Raw genomic sequence first — 21,095 nt, forward strand, 5'->3', positions numbered from 1 at the left:
TCAAGCTTTGCCCTGGTCTTATGGGCCGACTGGGGCCCTTAGATGAGCTACCAGAAAGCGCTCGGGCGCCCATGTCCCGTTCCGTGTCGGCTCGTTGGGCAGGGCAAGGGCCCGCCGTGGCTGGTGGCGGACGACTTGTGGGTGCGGATCGAACCGTTGCTCCCGGTCAGGTCCCGGCGAGTGCGGAATCCGGGGCGGCTGCCGCTGGATGGCCGCAAGTGCCTGCATGGGATCTTGTTCGTGCTGTATACGGGCATCCGGTGGGAGTGGCTGCCGCAGGAGTTCGGGTTCGGCTCCGGGATGACGTGCTGGCGTCGGCTGCGGGACTGGAACGAGGCCGGTGTGTGGGACCGGCTGCACGAGGTGCTGCTGACCGAGCTGCACCAGGCCGGGAGGCTGGACTGGTCCCGGGCGGTGATCGACGGCTCCCACCACGAGGCTCGCCGGGGCGGCCCAAAACGGGGTCGAGCCCGGTCGACCGTGCCAGACCGGGATCGAAACACCACGTGATCACCGACGGACACGGTGGCAACCGGAACACGTCACCCAGCTGCCGCCCCTGCTCGACGCGATACCCCACATCAAGGGCCGCACCGGAAGGCCACGTCACCGGCCCCGGCAGCTGTTCGCCGACCGCGGCTACGACTACGACAAGTACCGCCGCCTGTTGTGGTAGCGCGGAATCAAGCCTGTGATCGCCCGCCGAGGCACCCCGCACGGCTCCGGACTCGGCACCGTCCGCTGGGTGGTAGAGCGCACGAACGCCTGGATCCACGGCTTCCACCGCCTACGGATCCGCTGGGAGATCCGCGACGACATCCACGAAGCCCTCCTCAAACTGGCCTGCTGCCTGATCACCTACCGCCGCGTCAAAGCTTTCTGTTAGCTCCTCTTAGCTGTGTCTGGGGGGTGCTCAACTACGTGATCGGCTGGGAGGGTTCGGACGTCCGGGGCATCACCTTACGGGGCCGCGGACACACGACCGAGGCCGTCGGCCTGCGGATAAGCGCCGTAGGGGAAGCCGACCCACCACTATCCCCGGCCCCCCCCCGAAACGCCCCCGCCACCACCGGCACCAACTGCCGCTCCAACCGCTCCGCAGGCAAGGCCGCCAACTCGGTCCCGATAGGCGCCAACGCGAGCCAGTTCAGCAGACCCGCCGCGCACCGCGTACGGAAGATCAGCTCTTACTCGTCGACCCCGGGGACATTCGGCCCCAGCACCCGCAGAACATCCCGGCGGCTCTTCTCGAACTTGCCGGTCAGGCGCTCCCAGCCCTGGGGCGGTTCGATGCCGATGCGTGCGACCGTGCGCATCATCGGCCCGGCGAACGCCGCGGCCACTTCGTCGAGGGTCGCGGCGGGGCCCAGGGAGTCGATCGCCGCCATCTGGGCGTCCAGATACTGTTCCAGCGCGTGCTCGATCGCCGCGTCGCACAGGGCCTTGAGCGAGCCGAAGTGGTAGCTCACCGCCGCGACGTTGGCCCCGGCGCGATCCGTGATCTCGCTGAGCGTCACGCCCTCCTGGCCCCGTTGCGCGAGCAACTCCAGGGCCGCCGATCTCAGGCCGTCCCGGGTGCGCTGACCGGCCTCCCGGCGCAAGTCCGTCTTGTTCTCCCTTGTCACGCCATGTGCTCAATCATTTGTTTGACTGCATCGTCAAGAGGTCGGGCCCTGGTCGGCCCCTGGTCGGCCACACAATTCAAACAGTGGCTCGACAGCTTGCTTTGGCTGCCGAACGTGAAGGAATGCGCCATGAAGCTGCTCAGCCGGGAGTCGATCACCGCTGCGACCGCGGTAGCTGTTCTGGGTGGTCTTTCCATCGCCGCCGTACCGTCACAGGCCGCGAGCCCCGCCCACCACAAGGGCACTTCCGCCCCGACCCTGACCGCGCGTCAGCTCGCGGCGTTGCCGCTCACCGACCGCCACCTGACCAAGCACGAGAAGACCAACCTCCCGATCGTCCTGCGCGACTACTACGTGGCCGAGGGCAGCCACATCGACGTCCCAACGTCCACCGTGACCTCAAGCGCATCACCGTGAACGGCGACACCATCAGCATCGAGCTGTCCATCCAGGGCACGTTCGACGGGCAGCTCCAGGAGCCGACCGGCGGCGTCGTCAAGGGCAAGGGCCAGAAGGTCGACGCCCCGACCGCCGACTTCTGGTACCTGAAGAACGGCAAGGTCGAGAAGTTCGACTGCTTCGTCGGCTACTCGAAGATGTACGCCGACATGGGCGTGGACTTCGACTGGGCCTCGGCCGTCAACAGCCACTGAGCCACTCGCCGACGAGTGATGCCCGGCCCCCGTGACCCCGCATCACCCGCCGTGGCCCGTCTCGTCCCATCCACCTCGGGGAACCCCCAACCGGGTGGTCGTCTCCGGGCGCCGCGAGGGCAGACTGGAGCAGATCGTCTCGGAGCACCCCGGCATCGAGTCCGTCGTGCTCGACGTCACCGACCCGGCCGCCGTCCAAGACGTCACCGCACAGCGCCTGCGACGCTTTCCCGACCTCGACGTCCTGGTGACGGTGGCCGGCGTCATGCTGCCGGAGGACCTCCATCACGCCGATTTCCTCGCCGTGGCGGAAGCGACGGTGGCGACCAACCTCCTCGGCGCCATCCGCACCGAACCCGCCCGCTGCGGACAGTCGTTCGCGTCAACCCGGACTACAGCGCGAAGCGGTACGAGGGGCTCGGACCGCCGCCCCTTCCAGGGCGACGTCGGGCAGATCGTCGGCGACCTGATGGCGTACGACGGGATCGGTCTCGACGAACTCCTGGTCGACCTCTCGTGGGCCGCGCGGGACGCGCAGGAACTGAAAGACGTGAACGACGAGGTGTACACGGCGGCACGCGCCGCCAGCTTCTGACCGGCCGGCTCAACTCCTGGGAAGGCCGCAGGATCCGGGGTCCGGAGCGCCCCCCGCGCGCCCCGGACCGTGGACCCCCCATCCCCCCGCCGTCATTCGGCTCTTGGGTGCCGGGCGGAGCACGTGGTGAGTGTGCTGCCGTCGAGTGCCTCCGGCATATCGACCCCCAGTCGATGCCACAGGTTCGCCCGAAGGCATGACCAGTGCTCCTGTTCCGCCAATGGGCACGCCCCTGTGCCCGGTAGGCTCCCGGCACAGACAGCTTCGTCGGTAATCGTGCCGGTCCGCAGGGGTCGGGTGTTGCCAGCGGGTATTTGGCAACACCGGTCGGCCGGCGTGTTGTTGGGGGGATGGCCATCGAGCACGACGGATTCGGCGCGGAGTTACGCCGGCGCCGCATTGCGGCCGGTATGTCGCTGAGTGAACTGGCCGGCAAGGTGTACTGCAGCCGCAGCTTCCTCAGCCGCGTCGAGAACGGACGCCGCAGGGCGTCCCTGGAGTTGGCCCAGCTGTGCGACGAAGTGCTGGGCGCCAAGGGGGCGTTGGCCGGCCTGGCACCACCGCCCGGCATCGACGCGCTGCCGAGGGCCGTCCGCGGGGAGGCCGTCCGACTGGTCAAGTCCCCCGGAAAGAGAGCCCGTTCGGCCCCCGCGCAGGAACGGGCCGAGTTCCTGCGGCTGCTGCGGCGCGGCGATCTGAGTCATGCGGCCGGCGAGATGCGCGAGGCGGAGCGGTACTACACGGCCGCCTATCGCGGCGCCGCCGGGGACCCGAGGGCGCAGGCCGAGGCCGTGATCAGGCTGGCGCGCCGGTGGTCCGACCCCGGGCAGGTCGACCGTGAACTGATCCAGTCGATCAAGGGGTGCCTGGCCGCGCTGGAGGGCGACGTCGGTCCTGAGGCCGCTGGGCTGAGGTTGCGGCTCGAAGCGCATCTGGCGAAGAAGATGGCCCTGGCGGTCAGTCAGGACACCGCGGCGGGGCTCGCCGGTCCCGCCGAGGGCGCCCGGCTCGCCGAGGACACACTGCGCCGATTACCCGAGGGCGGCGACGACGAGGTGCGCTGCGAGGTCCTCACCGAATGCCGGTGGGCGCGCTACGACTTCATGAGCGCTCCCGATTCACTGGACCTCTCCGAGCGGTTGCGCGAGGCTACCGCCCGGCACGACTCGCCGTACTTCCGCGGTGAGGCGCTCATGGCCGTCGCCATCGACCAGTTGCGCAACGGCCGGATCTTCAGCGCCCTGGCCACCGCCAACCAGTACCGCAAGCACGCGGCGGACACCCAGAGCGCCCTGGCCCTCTGGCAGCGGCACACCCTCGACGCCCTGCTCGACCTGTGGCACGGCCGGTTCGACGCCGCCGCCGAGTGGATCTTCGTGGAGTCGCTGAAGTTCATCGAACTCCTCCGCGCCGACTACGCCGTACCGGCCGACAACCTGACACAGACCCGGCTCGGCCAGGCCTACTGGCTGCTGCGCCAACAGGGCCGTCTGGCCGAGCTGTTCACCTCCGACCTGGCCGGCGACGTCGAGCGCCACGCCTACTTCCCCGTCTGGCGCGCCGGGCTGGCCCTCGCCCTGTGCGAGACCGGGCAGCATGCCGAGGGGGCCGACTTCTTCCTCGGCTGTGTCGCCGACGTCGACCGGTTCCCGCCGTCGGGCTGGGCGGTCCCCGCGCTCGTCCTGCTGGCGGAGGTCTGCGCGGCACTGGACCTGGAGGGCGGATTCGAGGCCGAGTTGGCGCAGGCGGTGCCGGGGCTCCGTGCTCGTCTCGCACCGCACGACGGTGAGCAGATCGCCCTGGGCGGCTGGCCCACCGTCCTCGTCGGCCCGACCGCCCGGGCCTGCGGGCTGCTGGCGCTGGCGGCGGGGGAGCCGGAGACCGCCCTCGACCACTTCCGTCAGGCGGCGGTCCCGGCCCGCTCCTCGCAGCCCGAACTCGCCCGCCTCCGCCTGGCCCAGGCCCGCGCGACGCGCCGGACGGGCGGTCCGGGCAGCGAGCCGCACGCGGTCCGGCTGCTGCGGGAGGCGGCGCGCGGGGCGGAGACGTACGGCATGACGTCGCTCGGGGCACAGACCCTGGCGCTGCTGGAGGAGCCGGGGCGGGGGTGAGTGGCCGGGGCTGTCCAGCGGCCCCGGAAGCCGGTGGAGTTGGTGTGTGCGACCGGTGTTTATGCTGTGAACTAGGTCACATCTGGCGTCGCCTCGGGCGCCCCGCCCCGCCGCTCCCGTCGCGTCCCGGCCGCCACCCGAGCTGCCCTCTGCCCCGCACTTCACCGTGGGTAGTCAGCCAAAACGTCTTCGTGGGCGGGGTGTTGGGCGCACGGGCCGCCGGATTGTCTACCCGCGTAGTGTACTGAACGCCCTAAACGGCTCTGCCTGACGTGTTTGTGGCGTCCCTTGACCCGGGTCGGATGGCTCGGTTTCATAACTCACCAACTGCGCGGGGGGCTCGGGCGCCCGTCGGAAAACCGCAGCCCGTCTTTGGCGTACGTGCCGTGCTACGCCGCCAACTCTCCAGCTCTGTGCAGGCGTGTTGACGTATGCCCGCGATTCGACGCGTCACGCGCCACCCCGGAAAGGAAACCACCGGTGTCGCAGTTCCTCACCGCAGCCCGCCTCCATCGTCGCGCCGTCGGACACCGGTGGGTGAAGTGAGCAGGCACCGCGGTAGGTCCGCGCCGACCGGACCCGGTACCGGACGTGGCCGCAGTATCCGCGCCTCGCTCATCACGCTCGCGGTGGTGCCGGGGACGGCGATGGTGCTGCTGTGGCTCAGTGGCTCGTTCGCGCTGTTCGACCAGTGGCACAGCGCCAACAACGAGGGCGAGACGGCGAAGACCACCTACGCCCTGGTGCCCGCGGTCGGCGAGTTCCAGAAGGAACGGCAGCTGACGGTCGGCCTGTTGGCCTCGCACGGCAGCCGCACCGCGCTGGAGGCGCAGCGGCGCAGGACCGATGCCGTACTGGCCGGATTCCGCAAGGCGGACGCCGCCTCCGGCAGTGTCGGATCAGCCCAGTACCGGGCCCAGTTGGGCACCGTACGCAAGCGGCTCACCGCGCTGACCGCCGAACGGACCGCGGTCGACGCCGGGAAGAGCACCCGGCAGCAGGCCTACACCGCCTACTCCGACGCCGTGTCCTCGGCGCTGAACCTCTTCGGGACGCTGAGCTCCGACAACGGCGACGCGGCCACCGCGGCCGACGCCGGGCACGCCCTGGCCTTCCTGCGCGGCACCGAGGCCCTCTCGCAGGAGCAGGCCATCCTCGGCGGGGTCGCCGCGTCCGGGAAACTGAGCGTCCAGGAACGGTCGTCGCTCGCGGCGGCCGAGGCCGTCCGGGTCTCGGTGCTGACCAACGAGGTCGAGCCCTACCTGCCCACGGAGATGGGCGCGGCGCTCCAGAAGGTCATGGGCGGCCGGGACTGGGAGGCCATGGCGGCCTTCGAGACCGCCGTCGCATCGGCGTCCGCCGGGAACGACGGCACGATCGCGGTGCCGCACACCACGGCCGCCCGGGCGGCGGCGCCGACGCGGGTGACCGGCGGGGTGCAGGCGGTCGAGGGCCAGTTCCTGAACAAGGTCACCAGTGACTCCCAGGACCGGACCCACCAGGTGCTCGTCAAGGCCATGCTCGGCAGTGCCCTCGCCCTGGTCGCCGTACTCGCCGTCGCCCTGTTGTCCTGGCGCATCACCCGCTCCCTCCTCGGCCGGATGTCCGGCCTGCGCGCCGAGACCCTCGAACTCGCCGAGGAACGGCTGCCCGAACTGATCACCCGGCTGCGCACCCAGGGCAAGCGCGCCGAACTCGAGGACCTGCCAGAACTCGACTACGGCACCGACGAGTTGGGCAAGGTCGCCGACGCCTTCAACAGCGCCCAGCGGACCGCGGTGAGTGTCGCCCTGGAACAGGCCTCACTGCGGGAAGGTGCGCGGCTGGTCTTCCACAACATGTCCCGCCGTATCCAGCTCCTGGTGCACCGTCAGCTCACGGTCATCGACTCCATGGAACGCAAGGAGCAGGATCCCCAACTCCTCGCCGACCTCTACCGCGTGGACCACCTCGCCACCCGGATGCGGCGCAACGCGGAGAGCCTCACCGTGCTGTCCGGCGCGGCCCCTCGTCGCCGCTGGAAGCACGCCGTGCCGCTCGCGGACCTGCTGCGCAGCGCGGTCTCCGAGATCGAGGGCTACACCCGGGTCGTGGTCGAACCCCTCCCATCCATAGCGGTGTTGGGCCCGGCGGTCGGCGACACGATCCACCTCATGGCCGAACTCATCGAGAACGGCGTCACGTTCTCCCCGCCGCACACCGAAGTACGCGTCCGCGCGCTGCCGGTGGCGCAGGGGTACGCCGTCGAGGTCGAGGACCGGGGGCTCGGCCTCGCCGTGGACGAGTACGCGGCGGCCAACGAACTCCTGCACCACCCCAAGGACTTCAGCTTCACCACCCTCGGCGAGGACCCGCGCCTCGGCCTCTTCACGGTCGGCCACCTCGCCCAGCGCCACGGCATCACCGCCAGCCTCCAGGCCTCGTCCTACGGCGGCTCGCTCGCCGTCGTCGTACTGCCGCAGGCCCTCACGGAGCCGGTCGCCGACGGCGTACCGTCCCCCCTGGACGCCCGCGCGGAACGCCACCTGGCGTCGGTGGCCGGTTCCCCCACCGACCCGTTCCCGGCCCCGGGCCAGCCCACCGGCCCGGTCGGCGGCCCGCCCCGCACGGCGACGACGTCCGGCGGCATGCCGATGCGCACCCGCCGCACCCGGAACGCCTCGGCGGTGGGCCCTGTCGTCACCGCCACGACACCGTCCCACGAGGACACGGCCTCGTACGAGACCGCGCCCTCCTACGAAGCGGCGCCTTCCAACGAGGCCGGGCCTTTCGCCGGTTCTCGCGCTGGAGACACGGCGTCCGAGGGCCCGCGCACGGGAGATGCGCCGACGCCGGGTGACGTGCCGGCCGCCGGTTCGCGCGCGGGAGACATGCCGTCCGGGGGCTCTCGTGCCGGAGACGTGTCGTCCGCAGGGTCCCGAGCAGGGGACCTGCCCTCGACCGGTTCCCGAACGAGGGACCTGCCGTCCACAAGTTCACGCATCGGCGAGATGCGGGCCCTGGGGTCCCGCAAGGGGGGCGCGTCGTCCGCGGGTTCCCGAGCGGGGGAGACGCCGTCCCCGGGCTTCCAGGCGGGGGACACGCCATACGCGGGTTCTCGTACCGGGGAGATGCGGTCTCCGGGTTCGCAGGCGGGGGATGCGCCGTACACGGGCTCCCACACCGGCGGGACGCCGTCCGAGGGTTCCCGTGCCGGGGAGATGCCGTTCCCGGGTTCGCAGGCGGGGGATGCGCCGTACACCGGCTCCCACGCCGGCGGGACGCCGTCCGTGGGGCATCGCACCGGAGAGATACGGCCCTTCAGCTCCCGGGCGGGTGACGCACCCTCCGCGGGCTCCCGTGCCGGCGAGTCGCCGTACGCGGGCTCTCGCACCGGCGAGACGCCTCCCGCCGGGATTGGCGCCGGAGACGCGACCTCCGGTGGGTTCCGTGCCGGTGGCGGTGTGGTGCCCGGTGGTTCCCGTCCCGGCGGTGGCTCGTCGTCGCTCGGGGTTCGGGCTGGAGGCGTGCCCGGTGCGGGTGCCCGGAGTGGTTCCGGGCGGTTGCCGCGGCGGGTGCGGCAGGCGAATCTGGCGCCGCAGTTGCGGGACCGGGTCGTGGAAGCCGACGGTGACTACGGGCCGGGGCGGGAGGCGGAGCGGCGGCCGGAGCAGGCGCGGTCGATGCTCGCCGCGCTCCGGGACGGTACCCGTCGGGCCCGTGCGCAGGAGGAAGTGCCCATGCCCGCCTGGCCGTCGGCGATGGGCAGGGAAGGCTCCGCGTCCGGCCGCCCCGCCGCCCCGCAAGACGAGTTCCCGCCGGCCACCTGGCCCACCAGCCCGCCCGAGCGGCATCAGCTGCCCACCCGTCCCCGTCCGACAAGGAACAACCCATGACTGCGCCCAACACCACGCACGGCGGACTGGCCTGGCTGCTGGACAACCTGATCGAGCGGATCCCCGAGACCCTGCACGCCATCGTCCTGTCGGAGGACGGACTCCTCGTCGGCTCCTCCGAGAAGCTCGCCCAGGAGGACGCCGAGCAACTCGCCGCCATTTCCTCGGGAGTTCACTCGCTCGCGCTCGGCACCAGCCGTCACTTCGGCGGCGGCCGGGTGCAGCAGACCGTCATCGAGATGGATGATCTGTTCCTCTTCGTGACCACCGCGGGTGGCGGCGCCCGGCTCGCCGTACTCGCCTCCTCCGAGGTCGACGTCGGCAACGTCGGTTATGAAATGACCATGGTCGTGCGGCAGGTGGGGCAGTTCCTCAGCGCGGCCCCCCGGTTCCCGGAGTACAGCGGTGTGCCCTTCGCGGGTGAGCATGAATGAGACATTGGTCGGAGGAAGATCCCTGGGAGGACGAAGACCCCGCGCTGCTCGTCCGCCCGTACACGGTGACCGGCGGCCGCACCCCGACCGCCCACTCCGGCATCGAGCTGATCACCCTGATCAGCACGGTCCGGCCACCCACCCGCGATCAGCGACTCCAGCCCGAACAGAACCGGCTGCTCGCGCTCTGCCGCACCCCTACGGCGCTCGTGGAGGTCGCCGCCCGGCTCGATCTGCCCGTCGCGGTGATCCGGGTCCTCCTCGATGACCTGCTGGACAACGAACTCGTCTCCGTCTCCCCGCCCACCGCGGCCGGTACCCCCGACGCCCGTTTCCTTCAGGCAGTGATCGATGGCATTCGCAGAATCTGACCGCCGCGCCACCACCGTCGCGCCCAACGCCGCCACGGCCAAGATCCTCGTCGCGGGCGGCTTCGGCGTCGGCAAGACCACGCTCGTCGGCGCGATCAGCGAGACGACGCCCTTGCGCACCGAAGAACTCATCACCGAGGCCAGCGTCGGCATCGACAACCTCGCCGGCGTCGAGCAGAAGACCACGACCACGGTCGCCATGGACTTCGGCCGGATCACGCTGAGTTCGGCCCTCGTGGTCTATCTCTTCGGCGCCCCGGGCCAGGACCGGTTCTGGTTCATGTGGGACGACCTGTCCCGCGGCGCGCTCGGCGCGGTCGTCCTCGCCGACACCCGGCGGCTGGAGAGCTGTTTCCCGTCCGTCGACTTCTTCGAGCACCGCGGCATCCCCTTCGCCGTGGGCGTCAACTGCTTCAACGGCGTCTGCGAGGAGGACCCCGAGGAGATCCGCACCGCCCTCGACCTCGCCCCCGACATCCCGCTCGTCCTGTGCGACGCCCGCGACCGCGAGTCGGTCAAGTCGGTCCTGCTCGCCCTCCTCGAACACGTCATGCGCGGCCTGGCGGTGGAGGCGTCGGGCGACCACCGCCAGTCGGTGTAGCCGCACGGCCGGGCCTCCGGTCGTACGGCCAACCCTGCGGTTCTACGGTCAGGAGGGCTTCGTCGCTGTCACAGCGGTCGCGGTCAGCGTGCCGTCGCACTCAGCGAACTGCCCGTCGTCGAGGGCGACTTGGTGTTTCCCGGCGCCGGGCAGTCCGATCACCATCGTCGGGTAGACCACCGGCGCCGAACCGGACTCGCAGTAGCCGTCCCCTTCACCCTGCACCTGTACGAAGGTCAGCTTCAGCCAGGCCTGGCCGCCGGGCGACAGCTTCACGGGGGAGGCGGAGCCGGTGGGGGTGACCTTCAGGGGGACGTTGAGCTCGGGAGAGCCGTTCGCGGCGCCGGCGACCGTGGGGTGACCCTGGAGGACGCACGACGTGGCGGTGGTGTTGGTGAACTGGACGATCGCCGCCCCGGTTCCGGTGCCCTGCGGCCGGTCGGCGGCCTGATAGGCGATCGCCTTGAGCGAGGCCGCCGCACACGTCTTCACCGCGGTGCCCGCGGTCCCGGACGACCCGGTGGAGCCGGAGGTCCCCGTGGATCCCGTGGATCCGGACGATCCCGTGGACCCGGAGGCCCCCGTGGAGCCGGAGGAGATGGGGGACGCGGTCGCGGTCGGCGTCTGTGACGACGACCCGTCGGACCCGGTGTCCGTGTCGCCCGGCTGGCATGCCGTCATCACCAATGCCGCCGACAGCGCGGCCGTCGCCAGCGCGGCCCTGCGGATGCTGCTCTTCTGCATGACGTCCCCCGAGTTCGGTTCGTGCGACCGGACGTGCCGGTATTTCGGCGGGGGAGACAGTTCAGGTCGTACGCCCGGTTTCCTCTGTGCGTTCGCTGTGTCCTTGCTGTGACGAGATCAAGGCTGGATCAGGACGACTCGGTCGGCTGCATGACCGCACGGGCCGCGTCGAGGAAGGCCAGCCGGTTGTCCTCCAGGTAGTCCCGCACGCTCTCACCGTCGGGCAGGCCCCACCACACGGTCTGGTTGAGGTCGAGGAAGTACCGGCGAGCCGCCTCGTGCACCGGGAGCGGGAACTGAATGCGGACCAGCCGTTCCACGACCCAGAGCCGGTTCATGACGTCCTGGGCCGTGAGCTTCCACGGGGTCGTGTCGTCCCACTCCGGCGGCCGGGCGAAGGCCACCCGCTCCGCCTCGGCCCCGACCTCGACGAACCGCTCCAGCAGCGCGAGCCGCTCCGCGCGCCGGGCTTCCGCCAACTCCGTTTGCCGGTGCCGCTGTTGAGCGCGCTCGGCGGACCGCTGAGTCGTGAACTGGACGAGGAAGGACAGCACGCCGCCGAGGGCCACGCCGCCGAACGACGTGAGGGACAACCAGACCTGACCGGACACGGCGGCCATCGTGCCATGTCCGGGGTCTCCAACGCCCGCCCCTCACCCACAAGTTGGCGCGTCAGTCGGTCGGCTTCTCCGTGTCGAAGCTCGCGAAGTACGCCGCCGCCATGTCCTCGTCGCCGTGCCCCTGTGCCGCCGCTCGCGCGAACCGTTCCGCGCCCGCCGCCGCCACATCCAGCCGTACGCCGTTGGCCGCGCCCGCCTGCACGATCAGGCGGGCGTCCTTCTCCGCCGTCGTGACCGCGAAACTCGCCGGTGTGAGCTGGTCGCCCAGGATCGCGGCGGACTTGGCGTGCAGGTAGCCCATGTCGAGGGGGCCGCCCGCGATGAGGTCGAGGAAGCTCTGCGGATTCACGTCCAGGCCCTTGGCGAGGGCCAGGGCCTCGCCGGCCGCGTTCGTCACGGCCAGCACCCAGCTGTTGGCCACCAGCTTCAGGCGGGTCGCGGTGGCCGCAGCACCGTCCTCGCCGATCCACATCGTGCGCGCGCCGACCGCGTCGAAGACCGGGGTGACGGTCTCGCGGCCGGACTCCGGGCCCGCCGCCAGGACCGTCAGCTGACCGGCCTCGGCGGGCTGGCGGGTGCCGAGCACGGGGGCGTCGTAGAAGACGAGTTCGTGGCGGCCGGCGAACGCGGCCAGTTCGGTCACCGATTCGAGACCCGAGGTCGTCGACTGGATCCACGCGGTGCCCGGGCGCAGGACGGGCGCGGCCTCGCGCATCACATCGAGGACGGTGTCGCCGTCGTAGAGCATGGTGAGGATCACGTCCGCGTCGCGCACGGCCTCCGCCACGGTGTCGGTGACGTGCGCGCCGTCGGCGGACAGCGGTTCGGCCTTGGCGCGGGTGCGGTTCCAGGCGCGGACGGTGTGTCCGGCGCGCGCGAGGTTGCGGGCCATCGCGGCGCCCATGATGCCGGTGCCCAGGACGCCTACGGTGAGCTTCTCGGTGGTCATGACTCGGCTTTCGTCCTCGACGGTGTTGTCGAGGACCAGGGTGCCAGGGTGACGCGCGCCCGGCCTCAGGCGGGGCGCACGGCACCCGCCGGCTTCGGGCCGGGCACCCGGCACCCGTCCTCGGCACCCGTCCCGGGCACGCGGCCTGCCGCCTTGGGCCGGGCGTGCGGTACCCGTCACTTCTGACCGTGCGCGTGTTCCCGCACCCGGCTTCGGGTCGGGCGCCCGGCACCGGCCGGTTCTGGGCGCCCGTAAGCCGCCGCGCGTCAGCTGGTGATCGTGAGTTGTCCTCCGTAAGCCGTCGCACGCCCGGCCTTCCGACCGGGCGCACGGCGTTCGAAGGCTTCGCCCGTCAGCCCGTGACCGTGAACCAGGTCGAGCGGGACTTCTGCCACTCCGGGTGGGTGAGGTCCTTCGCCTCGGTGCCGTCGGCGTAGAGGTCGGCCGAGCCGTCGTCGGTGATCAGTTGGGCGCGGGCGCCCGATGCCGAGAGGTCGGGGACGTCCACGACCGCCTCCCAGGCGCCCGGGTCCGTGGTCGGCAGGTCGCGCAGCTTGACCGGCTTGTCGGCCGCGTTGCCGGTCCAGGAGTAGAGGGCGTACGGGTCGGAGTTGTCGTCGGCGGCCCAGGAACCGGCGACGATCAGGTACTGGTTCGCCGCGTTCTTGCGGATGTCGCGCACGGAGAGACCACCGAGGTCCAGCTCGACCGGTGTGCCGAAGGTAGCCGCCGTGCCGTTCGCGACCACCTTGTCGATGTTGGTGACGGGGACCAGGAGCGCCTTGCCGCCCGCGACCGCAGGGGCCAGCGGCGCGCGGAAGCCGATGTACGCCGTGGTCGTCGAGCCGGGCGCGAACTCCAGGCCCTCCACATTGAATCCGTCGATCTCCTTGGGGATCTCGCCGTCCGCGGTGCCTGCGGCGAAGCCGTACCTGTTGCCGTTCGCCTTGTCCCAGGCCACCAGGTCGTCGCGCAGCTTGCCGTACGAACTGCCGTAGGAGAGCGCGGTGTTGGCGCCGGTGCCGGTCACCTTGGTGGTGAAGACCGTGTTGCGGGCCGCCTTGTACTCGCCGTCCTTGTTGTTGCCGAGCGAGCCCGTCCAGTAGATCGTGTCGCCGACGCGGGCCGCGCCCTCGATGTCGATCTCCTTGTCGACGCCGATGCCGTCGCTGAAGTCCCAGGTCTTCAGCGGAGCGCCGGACGCCGAACGGTCGTACAGGCGCAGGACGTTGGACTCGTCATCCGCTACGACGATGTAGCCGCCGCCCACGTCGACCGCGGCGGAGGCGTCGCTGGAGCCGGTCAAGTAGCGGCTGTCGGCGGGCTGTTGGACCGCAGCTGAGGCCGCGTAGTGCAAAGTCTTGGTGGCCGTCTTGCCGCCGAGGCCGGTGACCTTCACGGTCAGGTCGGTGTAGCCCTGCGCGGCCGCCGCGACGGCGAGTTGACGGGTGGCGCCGGTGCCGGTGACGGTCACCGCGCTCGTCGGCGCCACGGACGTCTTGCTGCTCTTGCTCGCCGCGACCGTCAACGCGCCGGCGTCCGCGCCGCTCTGGGCGACCGTCACCTGGACCGTCGGATCGCCGACCGCGCCGACCGCGCCCGACAGGTAGGTGGCCGAGAGGGAGATGGTCGGTGTGCCGTAACTCGCCGCGTGCGCCTGGCTGTTCGGGCCCAGGGTCAGGCTCAGGGCCGCGAGGGCGAGGCAGCTGCCCGCCACGGCGACCGTCCTGCGCCCGCTGGAGAAAACTCCGTTGGAAGATGCGTAGTCCTGCACTGGGACCCCTTCGTCGGCTCGGTGTCGACGAGAAGGCTCAGTGGATCTCACCAACTTGGCGCGGCGCGGGCCGGTCCTGAGGGTGAACAACGGCGGACGGGCCGAGGGAGCGTTCCACGACCCGGGCCAGGTGACGGGTGAAGACCTCCTGCGTGTCGGGGGTCAGGGTGCGCAGCGCGATCAGCGCGGTGATCACGACGTCGCACAGTTCGGCCTGGACGTCGTCCCAGGTGTGGGTGACGCCCTTGCGCGGGTTCTGGCCGGTCACCCCGATGACCGCCTCGGAGACCTCGCCCACCTCCTCGGACAGCTTCAGGATGCGCAGGAGGAGCCCCTCCCGGCCGTCGAGGGGACGGTTCGTGTCCACCCAGGTCCAGAGGTCCTCGATACCGGTCCAGAGCTCGGTGGGCTGGTCCTTCTGATCGCTCATGGACCCAGCCTGCCAGCACGGCCCGGCTCGTCGGACCGCGCCCTACCTGCCGAAGAGGGCCTCCGCCTCGTCGAACAGCGTCTTCTGCCCGAACTCCGCCGACGCCGACTCCCGCACGCGCCGGTTGCGCATACCGACCACCACGGCCGTCGCCGCCCCGGTCACCGCGAGCGCCACCGGGACCATCCAGTTCCGGTTCACCGCGTGGCCGAGCGCGTGGTCCAGGGAGATACGGCCCGGGCCCGTGACCGCGAGGCCGGCCGCGGTCAGGGCGAGGGAGGCCGCGTACTCGTAGCCGCCGGCCGCCGCGAAGAAGCCGTTGGGCGCGCTGACCGCGGCGGCGCCGGCCATCGCACCGGCCGCCGCCGCGCCCGCCGCCGGGGTCGCCAGCCCGAGCGCGAGCAGCGCGCCGCCGCCCGCCTCCGCGAGGCCCGCCATCGTGGCGCTCTGTCTGCCGGGGGAGTAGCCCATCGCCTCCATGGCCGCGCCGGTGCCCTCGATCCCGCCCCCGCCGAACCAGCCGAACAGCTTCTGCGAGCCGTGCGCGGCCAGCACCCCGCCGGTACCCAGCCGGAGCAGCAGCAGGCCCAGATCTTGTCGGTCGTAACAGGTCACGATGGCTCCCCGGGCGGACGGCGCGGACGGTCGCTCCACCGTCGCACCTGCGACCTGCGGCGGGCCTGCGGGGACCGCCGTTCGGGTGGCGGGCCCCGGGGAACGGTGTGAGTCTGGCCCGCATGACGATTCAGCCAGCCAAACTCAGCGATCCGGCCGTCCGGGCCTTCGTCAGCGCCGTCAACGCCCATGACCGCGACGCCTTCCTGGCGCTGCTCGCGCCCGGCGCGACGATGGCCGACGACGGCTCGGACCGCGACCTCGACGAGTGGATCGACCGGGAGATCTTCTCCTCCCACGGCCACATGGAGGTCGACCGCGAGTCGAACGGCGGCCGGGCCCTCGTCGCCCGCTACTCCAACGACGCGTGGGGCGAGATGCGCACCCGGTGGAGCTTCACGGTCGGCGAGGACGGCAGGATCGCCCGCTTCGAGACCGGGCAGGCCTGACCGACGTAGAAGGCGCCGCCCCGATGTAAAAACCCTTGCCTTGGTGTGCACTCCAACTCCTAGTGTCCGCAGGCATGGAGACGAACATCAGGACCCTGGGACGCACCGGTATCGACGTGAGCGCTCTCGGCTTCGGCTGCTGGGCCATCGGCGGCGAGTGGCAGGACACGAGCGGGCAGCCGCTGGGCTGGGGCAGGGTCGACGACGAGGAGTCCGTACGGGCGGTCCGGCGCGCCCTGGACCTGGGGGTCACCTTCTTCGACACAGCCGACACCTACGGCGCCGGGCACAGCGAACGCGTCCTCGGCCGGGCGCTCGGCAAGCGCCGGGACGACGTGGTCCTCGCCACCAAGTGGGGCAACGTCTTCGACGAGGACACCCGCACCCTCACCGGCTCCGACGACTCCCCGGAGTACGCCCGCCGCGCGCTCACAGCGTCGTTGGAGCGGCTGGGCACCGACCACGTCGACCTCTATCAACTCCACCTCTCCGACGCCGACTTGGGGCGCGCCGCCCAACTCCGCGACCAGTGTGAGGAGTTCGTGAGCGAGGGGCTGATCCGGGCCTACGCCTGGAGCACCGACGACCCCGCGCGCGCCGCCGTCTTCGCCGAGGGGGAGCACTGCGCGGCCGTGCAGCACGCGGCGAACGTGTTCCAGGACGCACCCGAAATGTTCGCGCTGTGCGAGGAGTTGGGGCTCGCGTCCATCAATCGCAGCCCGCTCGCCATGGGCCTGCTCACCGGCAAGCAGGCCGCCGGGCGGACCCTGGAGGCCGGCGACATCCGCAATACCCCGCCCGCCTGGATGCAGGGCTTCAGGCAGGGCGCCGGGGCGGACGAGGACTGGGTCGCCCGGGTCGACGCCCTGCGCGAGATCCTCACCTCCGAGGGCCGCACCTCCGCCCAGGGCGCCCTCGCCTGGCTGTGGGCCCGCAGCCCCCGCACCGTCCCGATCCCGGGCTTCCGCTCGGTGGCGCAGGCCGAGCAGAACGCGGGCGCGATCACGAAGGGGCCGCTCACCGCGGAGCAGTTGGCGGAGATCGACCGGGTGCTGGGGCGGTGAGCGGCTCACCGCCGGTCCGTCGGCCTCGGCCGTACGAGAACGCCGGGTGATCGCCGAAGGACCGCTCACCGCCGGGCAGTTGGTCGGGGTCGACCGGGTGCTGGGGCGGTAAGCGGCTCAACGGGATGGCGATCGTGGGCGGTCGGCTCTTGCCGTGGGGCACTGTGGGCGCGGCGGCGGAAGAACGGCTCGCCGCCAGGCGGCCGGCCTCGGCCGTACACGATCGCGAGGGTGATCGCCGAAGGACCGCTCACCGCCGGGCAGTTGGTCGAGGTCGACCGGGTGCTCGGGAGGTGAACGGCCCCTTGGGGACCGCGGGACCAGAGGTCCACGGGTGGGCTCAGTAGCCCTGGTTGCCGTACTGCGCGAACTGCTGGCCGGAGTCGCTCCGCTGGGGGGCGAACTGGCCGGTGCCGCGGCCCTGTTCGGTCAGCGTGATCTGGCCGGCCTTGATGGTGGCCAGGCGCGGCGCGCGGCGGGCGATCGACGAGTCGTGGGTGACCATGATGAAGGTCAGCCCGTACTCGTGCCAGAGGCCTTCGAGCAGGCCCATGATGTCGTCGCGGGTGCCCTCGTCGAGGTTGCCGGTGGGCTCGTCGGCGAGCAGCACCTTCGGCTTCTTGACCAGCGCGCGGGCGATCGCCACGCGCTGCTGCTGGCCGCCGGAGAGCTCGGACGGGGCGTGCTTGAGACGGTCGCCGAGGCCCACCGAGGTGAGGGCCTCCGCGGCCCGCTCGCGGCGTTCCGCCGGCTTGACGCCGAGCGGGACCAGGGCCGTCTCGACGTTCTCCTGCGCGGTGAGCGTCGGGATGAGGTTGAAGGACTGGAAGATGATGCCGATCTTCTCGGCCCGCAGCCGGGTCAGCTTGGCCTCGCTGATGGTGGCGAGGTTGACGTCGTCGAGTTCGACACTGCCCTCGGTGGGGCGGTCCAGGCCGCCGATCATCTGGAGCAGCGTCGACTTGCCGCCGCCGGTGGGGCCCTGGATGACGAGCTGGTCGCCGTCCTCGATCGTCAGGTCGACGCCGCGCAGCGCCTCGACCGTTTCCTTGCCCCGCGTGTAGCGCTTGGTGACGCCGGTGAGCTTGTACATGGGATCTCCGTCGATACGTCCGTGAAGAAGAAGGGAGTTGGGGCGCCGCCTCCCGGGGGGAGTGGAGGCGGCGCCCCGGATCAGGGGGCGGCAGCGGCTAGGAGACGCTGCGCAGGGCGTCCGCCGGGCGCATCCGGGAGGCGCGCCAGCCGCCCATCGCGCCGGCGATCAGACCGCCGGTGACGGCCAGGCCCACCGCGAGGGCGATGGTGGTCAGCGAGACCGGCGCGTTGAGGGCGATCTCCAGGGTGTTCTGGGTGGCCTGCTGGCCGGGGCCGCCGCCCTGACCGCCGCCGGGGCCGCCCTGGCCGCCACCGCCGCCGGTGCTGCCGAGCTGCGCCGTCAGCTTGGGGCTGATCGCGGTGACCGTGTAGGCCGCCGCGAGGCCCAGCGCGATACCGAGACCGCCGCCGATCAGGCCGTTGACCATGGACTCGCCGACGACCTGCCGGGTGACCTTGCGGCTCGGCCAGCCGAGCGCCTTCAGGGTGCCGAACTCACGCACCCGGCGGGACACGGCGGAGGAGGTGAGCAGCGCGGCCACCAGGAACGCGGCGATCAGGACCGCGATGGACAGCCACTTGCCGACGCTGGTCGCCAGGTTGGAGGCGGTGGACAGCGAGCCGGACACGGTGGAGGCGAGATCGGCGGAGGTGGTGACCGTCGTACCCGAGATGTTCTTCTGGATCGTCGACTTGACGGCCGAGATCTGCTTGGAGTCGGTCGCCTTGACGTAGATCGTGGTGACCTTGTTCTTCGAGTCGCCCAGCGTCTGCGCCTGCTTCAGCGGCAGGTACACGTCGATCGTGGACTCGCTGCTGTTGGGCGTCGCGATGCCGATGACCGTGAACTTGGTGCCGGAGATCTTGAAGGTCGAACCGACCTTGTACTTCTTCGACTTGGCGTACGACTTGCTGACGACGGCGACCTTCGCGTTGGTCTGCGCGGTCGTGAACGTCTTGCCGGTGGTGATCTTTGACGTGGACAGCGGGCCGAGCGTCTGGTTGGTGACGTCGATGCCGGCGACCGAGTACGAGTTCACGTTGAAGTTGGCGCCGCCGCCCTGCACTTGGGGCGCGCCGGTGCTGCTGGTTCCGCCACCGCCGCCGGGGCCGCCCTGCTGCGAACCGGAGGAGGAACCGGACGTGGTGGAGGACTTCGCCTTGCCCTGGGTGAAGGAGCCGTCGACCTTGGTGACGTTCAGCGTGAGCGCGCCGACCGCCGCGGACACGCCCTTCTGCGAGCCGACCTTGGTGACAAGGGAGGACGCGAGGGCCTGGCCGCCCTGCGTGTTCACCCGGTCCGAGCTCTGCGAGCTGCTGCTGGAGGAGGTGGCGCCGAACTTGAAGCTGGGACCCTGCGAGCTGCCGGCCTTGGGGGCCGACTGCGCCTTGGTCACGGTCATGTCAGTTCCGAGACCGTAAAGAGACTTGAGGACCTTGTCCTGAGCCTGATTCATGCCGGCCGACACCGAGTTGACGGTGATGACCAGCGCGATACCGAGCGCCAGACCCATGGCGATGACCAGGGCCGCCTTCTTGCGCCGGCTCAGCTCGCGCTTGAGATAGATGCCAAACATCCCATTCCCCAAAGGTTCTTGGCGCCCGCTGTGGGCGCGGCCACAAGCTATGGAGAAACCTTTGAGTCGACCTGAGTAAAGGATGTGTCTGGCCTGAGAAAAAGACGCCCGAAATCAGAATTGTGTCAGACAGCTCATTCCTAAGCTGCGGACGGCTTCCTGCCAGGAAACCGCAGTTCAATGGCGTGTTGGTGTGGGGTGCCGCGCGTTCGCGGCGGCTTCTTTTCGCCACCCCCGCCGTGCACCGCCCGCCTCCGATTTTGTACGGTCCCCGGATGCGCGATTCCTCTCGGCTCACCCGGCGTGCCGCCCTCGGTCTGACCGCCGCCGCCCTTCCCGTGGCGGCGGCCGCTCCCGCGTCCGCGGCGACAGCGATAGGCGGTGAGCGTCTGGCCCGCGACGGGATCCAGACGAGTGGTGCCACCGGTCTGCCCAAGAAGCTCACCGCCCGTTCCTGGCTCGTCGCCGACCACAAGACCGGCGAGGTGCTCGCCTCGTACCGCGCGCACCAGCGTCTCGCGCCCGCGTCCACGCTGAAGATGCTGTTCGCCGACACCGTGCTGGGGAAGTTCGAGCGGACCCGGACCTACCGGGTCACCGACGCCGACCTCGCCGACGTCCCCTCCGGCTCCAGCCTGGTCGGCGTCAAGCCCGGCATCACCTACACCGTCCACCAGTTGTGGCAGGGCGTGTTCCTTCGCTCCGGCAACGACGCCGTGCATGTGCTGTCCCACATGAACGGCGGGATCGCCAAGACCGTCGCCGAGATGCAGGCCAAGGCGAAGGACCTCCAGGCCCTGGACACCCATGTGGTGAGCCCGGACGGCTTCGACCACCCCGGGCAGGTCTCGTCGGCGTACGACCTCACGCTCTTCGCCCGGCACGGCCTGCACGACGACGACTTCGGCGCCTACTGCGCCACCAGGACCGCGAACTTCCCGGCCGGCGGCAAGAAGACCTTCCAGATCCAGAACACCGACCGCCTGCTCACCGGCGCCTACGGACTGCGCCCGTACACGGGCATGATCGGCGTCAAGAACGGTTACACCAGCCACGCCGGGAACACCTTCACGGGCGCCGCCACCCGCGACGGCCGCACCCTGCTGGTCACCGTGATGCACCCGGCCAACGGCGGCAACGAGGTCTACAAGGAGACCGAGGCGCTGCTCGACTGGGGCTTCGGCAAAGGGAGTTCGGCCAAGGCGGTGGGCACGCTGGTCGACCCGCTGAGCGAGGGCGGGGCGAGCGCGAGCCCGACGCCGTCGGGGGGCACCAAGGGTGCTCCGGGGGCCACGGGCGCTGCGGCCTCGGCGGAGGACGGCACGTCACCGTGGCGGCTGCTGGAGGGCGCGGCCGGGACGGTGGTCCTGCTCGCGGGCGGCGCGTTCGCGCTGCGCCGGCGGCGGGCGGCCGTAGCGGCGGCGAAGTCCCGGGAGGACGACGGGAGTTGAACTGTGCGACAGCCGTTCCACCGCCCGGTGCGAAACCCCGCGGTCCCACGCGAGGTCCACCC

Annotated in this window: 21 protein-coding genes and 1 pseudogene; 13 read left to right on the forward strand and 9 right to left on the reverse strand. The window is 71.0% G+C overall.

The window, feature by feature from the left end:
- The first annotated feature begins 42 nt into the window (after positions 1-42).
- Positions 43-886 (forward strand): annotated as a pseudogene (locus tag ACQHII_RS33825) (IS5 family transposase).
- Positions 887-1,187: 301 nt separating this feature from the next.
- On the opposite strand, the gene ACQHII_RS33830 reads toward ACQHII_RS33825, so the two are convergent.
- Positions 1,188-1,625 (reverse strand): TetR/AcrR family transcriptional regulator, encoded by a 438-nt coding sequence (locus ACQHII_RS33830; RefSeq protein ID WP_427922834.1) that lies wholly within the window; start codon positions 1,623-1,625, stop codon positions 1,188-1,190.
- A 129-nt stretch (positions 1,626-1,754) separates the two neighbouring features.
- Here ACQHII_RS33830 and ACQHII_RS33835 point away from each other — a divergent pair, with 129 nt between their 5' ends.
- From ACQHII_RS33835 to ACQHII_RS33870, 8 genes are all read left to right on the forward strand, one after another.
- The gene (locus tag ACQHII_RS33835; protein ID WP_427922835.1) at positions 1,755-2,042 is read left to right on the forward strand and encodes a hypothetical protein; all 288 of its coding nucleotides are present in this window, start codon (positions 1,755-1,757) and stop codon (positions 2,040-2,042) included.
- Positions 2,039-2,278, forward strand: a complete 240-nt coding sequence (locus ACQHII_RS33840) for a hypothetical protein (protein ID WP_427922836.1) — start codon at positions 2,039-2,041, stop codon at positions 2,276-2,278. Before ACQHII_RS33835 ends, ACQHII_RS33840 begins: the two co-directional genes overlap by 4 nt.
- A 94-nt stretch (positions 2,279-2,372) precedes the next feature.
- On the forward strand, positions 2,373-2,873 hold the full coding sequence (locus ACQHII_RS33845) for an SDR family NAD(P)-dependent oxidoreductase (RefSeq protein WP_427922837.1): 501 nt from the start codon (positions 2,373-2,375) through the stop codon (positions 2,871-2,873).
- 350 nt (positions 2,874-3,223) lie between these two features.
- Positions 3,224-4,984, forward strand: a complete 1,761-nt coding sequence (locus ACQHII_RS33850; RefSeq protein ID WP_427922838.1) for a helix-turn-helix domain-containing protein — start codon at positions 3,224-3,226, stop codon at positions 4,982-4,984.
- Positions 4,985-5,616: 632 nt separating this feature from the next.
- Positions 5,617-8,859 carry a nitrate- and nitrite sensing domain-containing protein gene (locus ACQHII_RS33855; RefSeq protein ID WP_427922839.1) on the forward strand — a complete coding sequence of 1,081 codons (3,243 nt, stop codon included), beginning with the start codon at positions 5,617-5,619 and terminating at the stop codon, positions 8,857-8,859.
- Complete coding sequence (locus ACQHII_RS33860) at positions 8,856-9,293, forward strand: roadblock/LC7 domain-containing protein (protein WP_427922840.1); 438 nt, start codon at positions 8,856-8,858, stop codon at positions 9,291-9,293. The genes ACQHII_RS33855 and ACQHII_RS33860 overlap by 4 nt, the downstream gene beginning before the upstream one ends.
- Complete coding sequence (locus ACQHII_RS33865) at positions 9,290-9,664, forward strand: DUF742 domain-containing protein (protein WP_200714322.1); 375 nt, start codon at positions 9,290-9,292, stop codon at positions 9,662-9,664. Before ACQHII_RS33860 ends, ACQHII_RS33865 begins: the two co-directional genes overlap by 4 nt.
- Positions 9,645-10,265, forward strand: a complete 621-nt coding sequence (locus ACQHII_RS33870; RefSeq protein ID WP_427922841.1) for a GTP-binding protein — start codon at positions 9,645-9,647, stop codon at positions 10,263-10,265. The genes ACQHII_RS33865 and ACQHII_RS33870 overlap by 20 nt, the downstream gene beginning before the upstream one ends.
- Before the next feature lie 48 nt (positions 10,266-10,313).
- On the opposite strand, the gene ACQHII_RS33875 is transcribed toward ACQHII_RS33870, so the two are convergent.
- Positions 10,314-10,757 carry a DUF4232 domain-containing protein gene (locus tag ACQHII_RS33875; RefSeq protein ID WP_427922842.1) on the reverse strand — a complete coding sequence of 148 codons (444 nt, stop codon included), beginning with the start codon at positions 10,755-10,757 and terminating at the stop codon, positions 10,314-10,316.
- Here ACQHII_RS33875 and ACQHII_RS33880 point away from each other — a divergent pair.
- Positions 10,729-11,121 (forward strand): hypothetical protein, encoded by a 393-nt coding sequence (locus tag ACQHII_RS33880; RefSeq protein WP_427922843.1) that lies wholly within the window; start codon positions 10,729-10,731, stop codon positions 11,119-11,121. The two genes, ACQHII_RS33875 and ACQHII_RS33880, sit on opposite strands and share 29 nt — an antisense overlap.
- A 16-nt stretch (positions 11,122-11,137) precedes the next feature.
- Here ACQHII_RS33880 and ACQHII_RS33885 read toward each other — a convergent pair whose 3' ends face one another.
- The 5 genes from ACQHII_RS33885 to ACQHII_RS33905 all read right to left on the reverse strand — a co-directional run bounded on the left by ACQHII_RS33885 (position 11,138) and on the right by ACQHII_RS33905 (position 15,397).
- A complete protein-coding gene (locus tag ACQHII_RS33885) occupies positions 11,138-11,629 on the reverse strand; it encodes a hypothetical protein (RefSeq protein ID WP_427922844.1) in 492 nt (163 codons plus the stop codon).
- Positions 11,630-11,681: 52 nt separating this feature from the next.
- Positions 11,682-12,578 (reverse strand): NAD(P)-dependent oxidoreductase, encoded by an 897-nt coding sequence (locus ACQHII_RS33890; RefSeq protein ID WP_427922845.1) that lies wholly within the window; start codon positions 12,576-12,578, stop codon positions 11,682-11,684.
- A gap of 352 nt (positions 12,579-12,930) precedes the next feature.
- Positions 12,931-14,295, reverse strand: coding sequence for a hypothetical protein (locus tag ACQHII_RS33895; RefSeq protein WP_427922846.1), 1,365 nt, complete (start codon positions 14,293-14,295; stop codon positions 12,931-12,933).
- 94 nt (positions 14,296-14,389) lie between these two features.
- Entirely contained in the window at positions 14,390-14,782 is a 393-nt protein-coding gene (locus ACQHII_RS33900) for a MazG-like family protein (RefSeq protein ID WP_427922847.1), read from the reverse strand.
- A gap of 42 nt (positions 14,783-14,824) precedes the next feature.
- Positions 14,825-15,397, reverse strand: a complete 573-nt coding sequence (locus tag ACQHII_RS33905; protein ID WP_427922848.1) for a DoxX family membrane protein — start codon at positions 15,395-15,397, stop codon at positions 14,825-14,827.
- 122 nt (positions 15,398-15,519) lie between these two features.
- Here ACQHII_RS33905 and ACQHII_RS33910 point away from each other — a divergent pair, with 122 nt between their 5' ends.
- Positions 15,520-15,846: a hypothetical protein gene (locus tag ACQHII_RS33910; protein ID WP_019067261.1), complete on the forward strand. Its 327-nt coding sequence runs from the start codon at positions 15,520-15,522 to the stop codon at positions 15,844-15,846.
- Positions 15,847-15,920: 74 nt separating this feature from the next.
- Positions 15,921-16,910 carry an aldo/keto reductase gene (locus tag ACQHII_RS33915; protein WP_427922849.1) on the forward strand — a complete coding sequence of 330 codons (990 nt, stop codon included), beginning with the start codon at positions 15,921-15,923 and terminating at the stop codon, positions 16,908-16,910.
- 340 nt (positions 16,911-17,250) lie between these two features.
- On the opposite strand, the gene ACQHII_RS33920 is transcribed toward ACQHII_RS33915, so the two are convergent.
- On the reverse strand, positions 17,251-18,003 hold the full coding sequence (locus ACQHII_RS33920; RefSeq protein WP_427922850.1) for an ABC transporter ATP-binding protein: 753 nt from the start codon (positions 18,001-18,003) through the stop codon (positions 17,251-17,253).
- Positions 18,004-18,100: 97 nt separating this feature from the next.
- Positions 18,101-19,582, reverse strand: a complete 1,482-nt coding sequence (locus ACQHII_RS33925) for an ABC transporter permease (RefSeq protein ID WP_427922851.1) — start codon at positions 19,580-19,582, stop codon at positions 18,101-18,103.
- Between the two features lie 275 nt (positions 19,583-19,857).
- Between ACQHII_RS33925 and ACQHII_RS33930 the strand changes: the two genes are divergently transcribed.
- On the forward strand, positions 19,858-21,033 hold the full coding sequence (locus ACQHII_RS33930; RefSeq protein ID WP_427922852.1) for a D-alanyl-D-alanine carboxypeptidase family protein: 1,176 nt from the start codon (positions 19,858-19,860) through the stop codon (positions 21,031-21,033).
- The last annotated feature ends 62 nt before the right edge of the window (positions 21,034-21,095 follow it).

It is taken from the genome of Streptomyces sp. cg40, from assembly GCF_050320165.1.
Taxonomy (GTDB): domain Bacteria; phylum Actinomycetota; class Actinomycetes; order Streptomycetales; family Streptomycetaceae; genus Streptomyces; species Streptomyces hokutonensis.

Bases quoted from the DNA above. Each gene is read 5' to 3' on its own strand.
- ACQHII_RS33835 (WP_427922835.1), top strand. From the start codon at position 1,755: ATGAAGCTGCTCAGCCGGGAGTCGATCACCGCTGCGACCGCGGTAGCT.
- ACQHII_RS33850 (WP_427922838.1), top strand. From the start codon at position 3,224: ATGGCCATCGAGCACGACGGATTCGGCGCGGAGTTACGCCGGCGCCGC.
- ACQHII_RS33860 (WP_427922840.1), top strand. From the start codon at position 8,856: ATGACTGCGCCCAACACCACGCACGGCGGACTGGCCTGGCTGCTGGAC.
- ACQHII_RS33865 (WP_200714322.1), top strand. From the start codon at position 9,290: ATGAGACATTGGTCGGAGGAAGATCCCTGGGAGGACGAAGACCCCGCG.
- ACQHII_RS33870 (WP_427922841.1), top strand. From the start codon at position 9,645: ATGGCATTCGCAGAATCTGACCGCCGCGCCACCACCGTCGCGCCCAAC.
- ACQHII_RS33885 (WP_427922844.1), bottom strand. From the start codon at position 11,629: ATGGCCGCCGTGTCCGGTCAGGTCTGGTTGTCCCTCACGTCGTTCGGC.
- ACQHII_RS33890 (WP_427922845.1), bottom strand. From the start codon at position 12,578: ATGACCACCGAGAAGCTCACCGTAGGCGTCCTGGGCACCGGCATCATG.
- ACQHII_RS33900 (WP_427922847.1), bottom strand. From the start codon at position 14,782: ATGAGCGATCAGAAGGACCAGCCCACCGAGCTCTGGACCGGTATCGAG.
- ACQHII_RS33910 (WP_019067261.1), top strand. From the start codon at position 15,520: ATGACGATTCAGCCAGCCAAACTCAGCGATCCGGCCGTCCGGGCCTTC.
- ACQHII_RS33915 (WP_427922849.1), top strand. From the start codon at position 15,921: ATGGAGACGAACATCAGGACCCTGGGACGCACCGGTATCGACGTGAGC.
- ACQHII_RS33920 (WP_427922850.1), bottom strand. From the start codon at position 18,003: ATGTACAAGCTCACCGGCGTCACCAAGCGCTACACGCGGGGCAAGGAA.
- ACQHII_RS33925 (WP_427922851.1), bottom strand. From the start codon at position 19,582: ATGTTTGGCATCTATCTCAAGCGCGAGCTGAGCCGGCGCAAGAAGGCG.
- ACQHII_RS33930 (WP_427922852.1), top strand. From the start codon at position 19,858: ATGCGCGATTCCTCTCGGCTCACCCGGCGTGCCGCCCTCGGTCTGACC.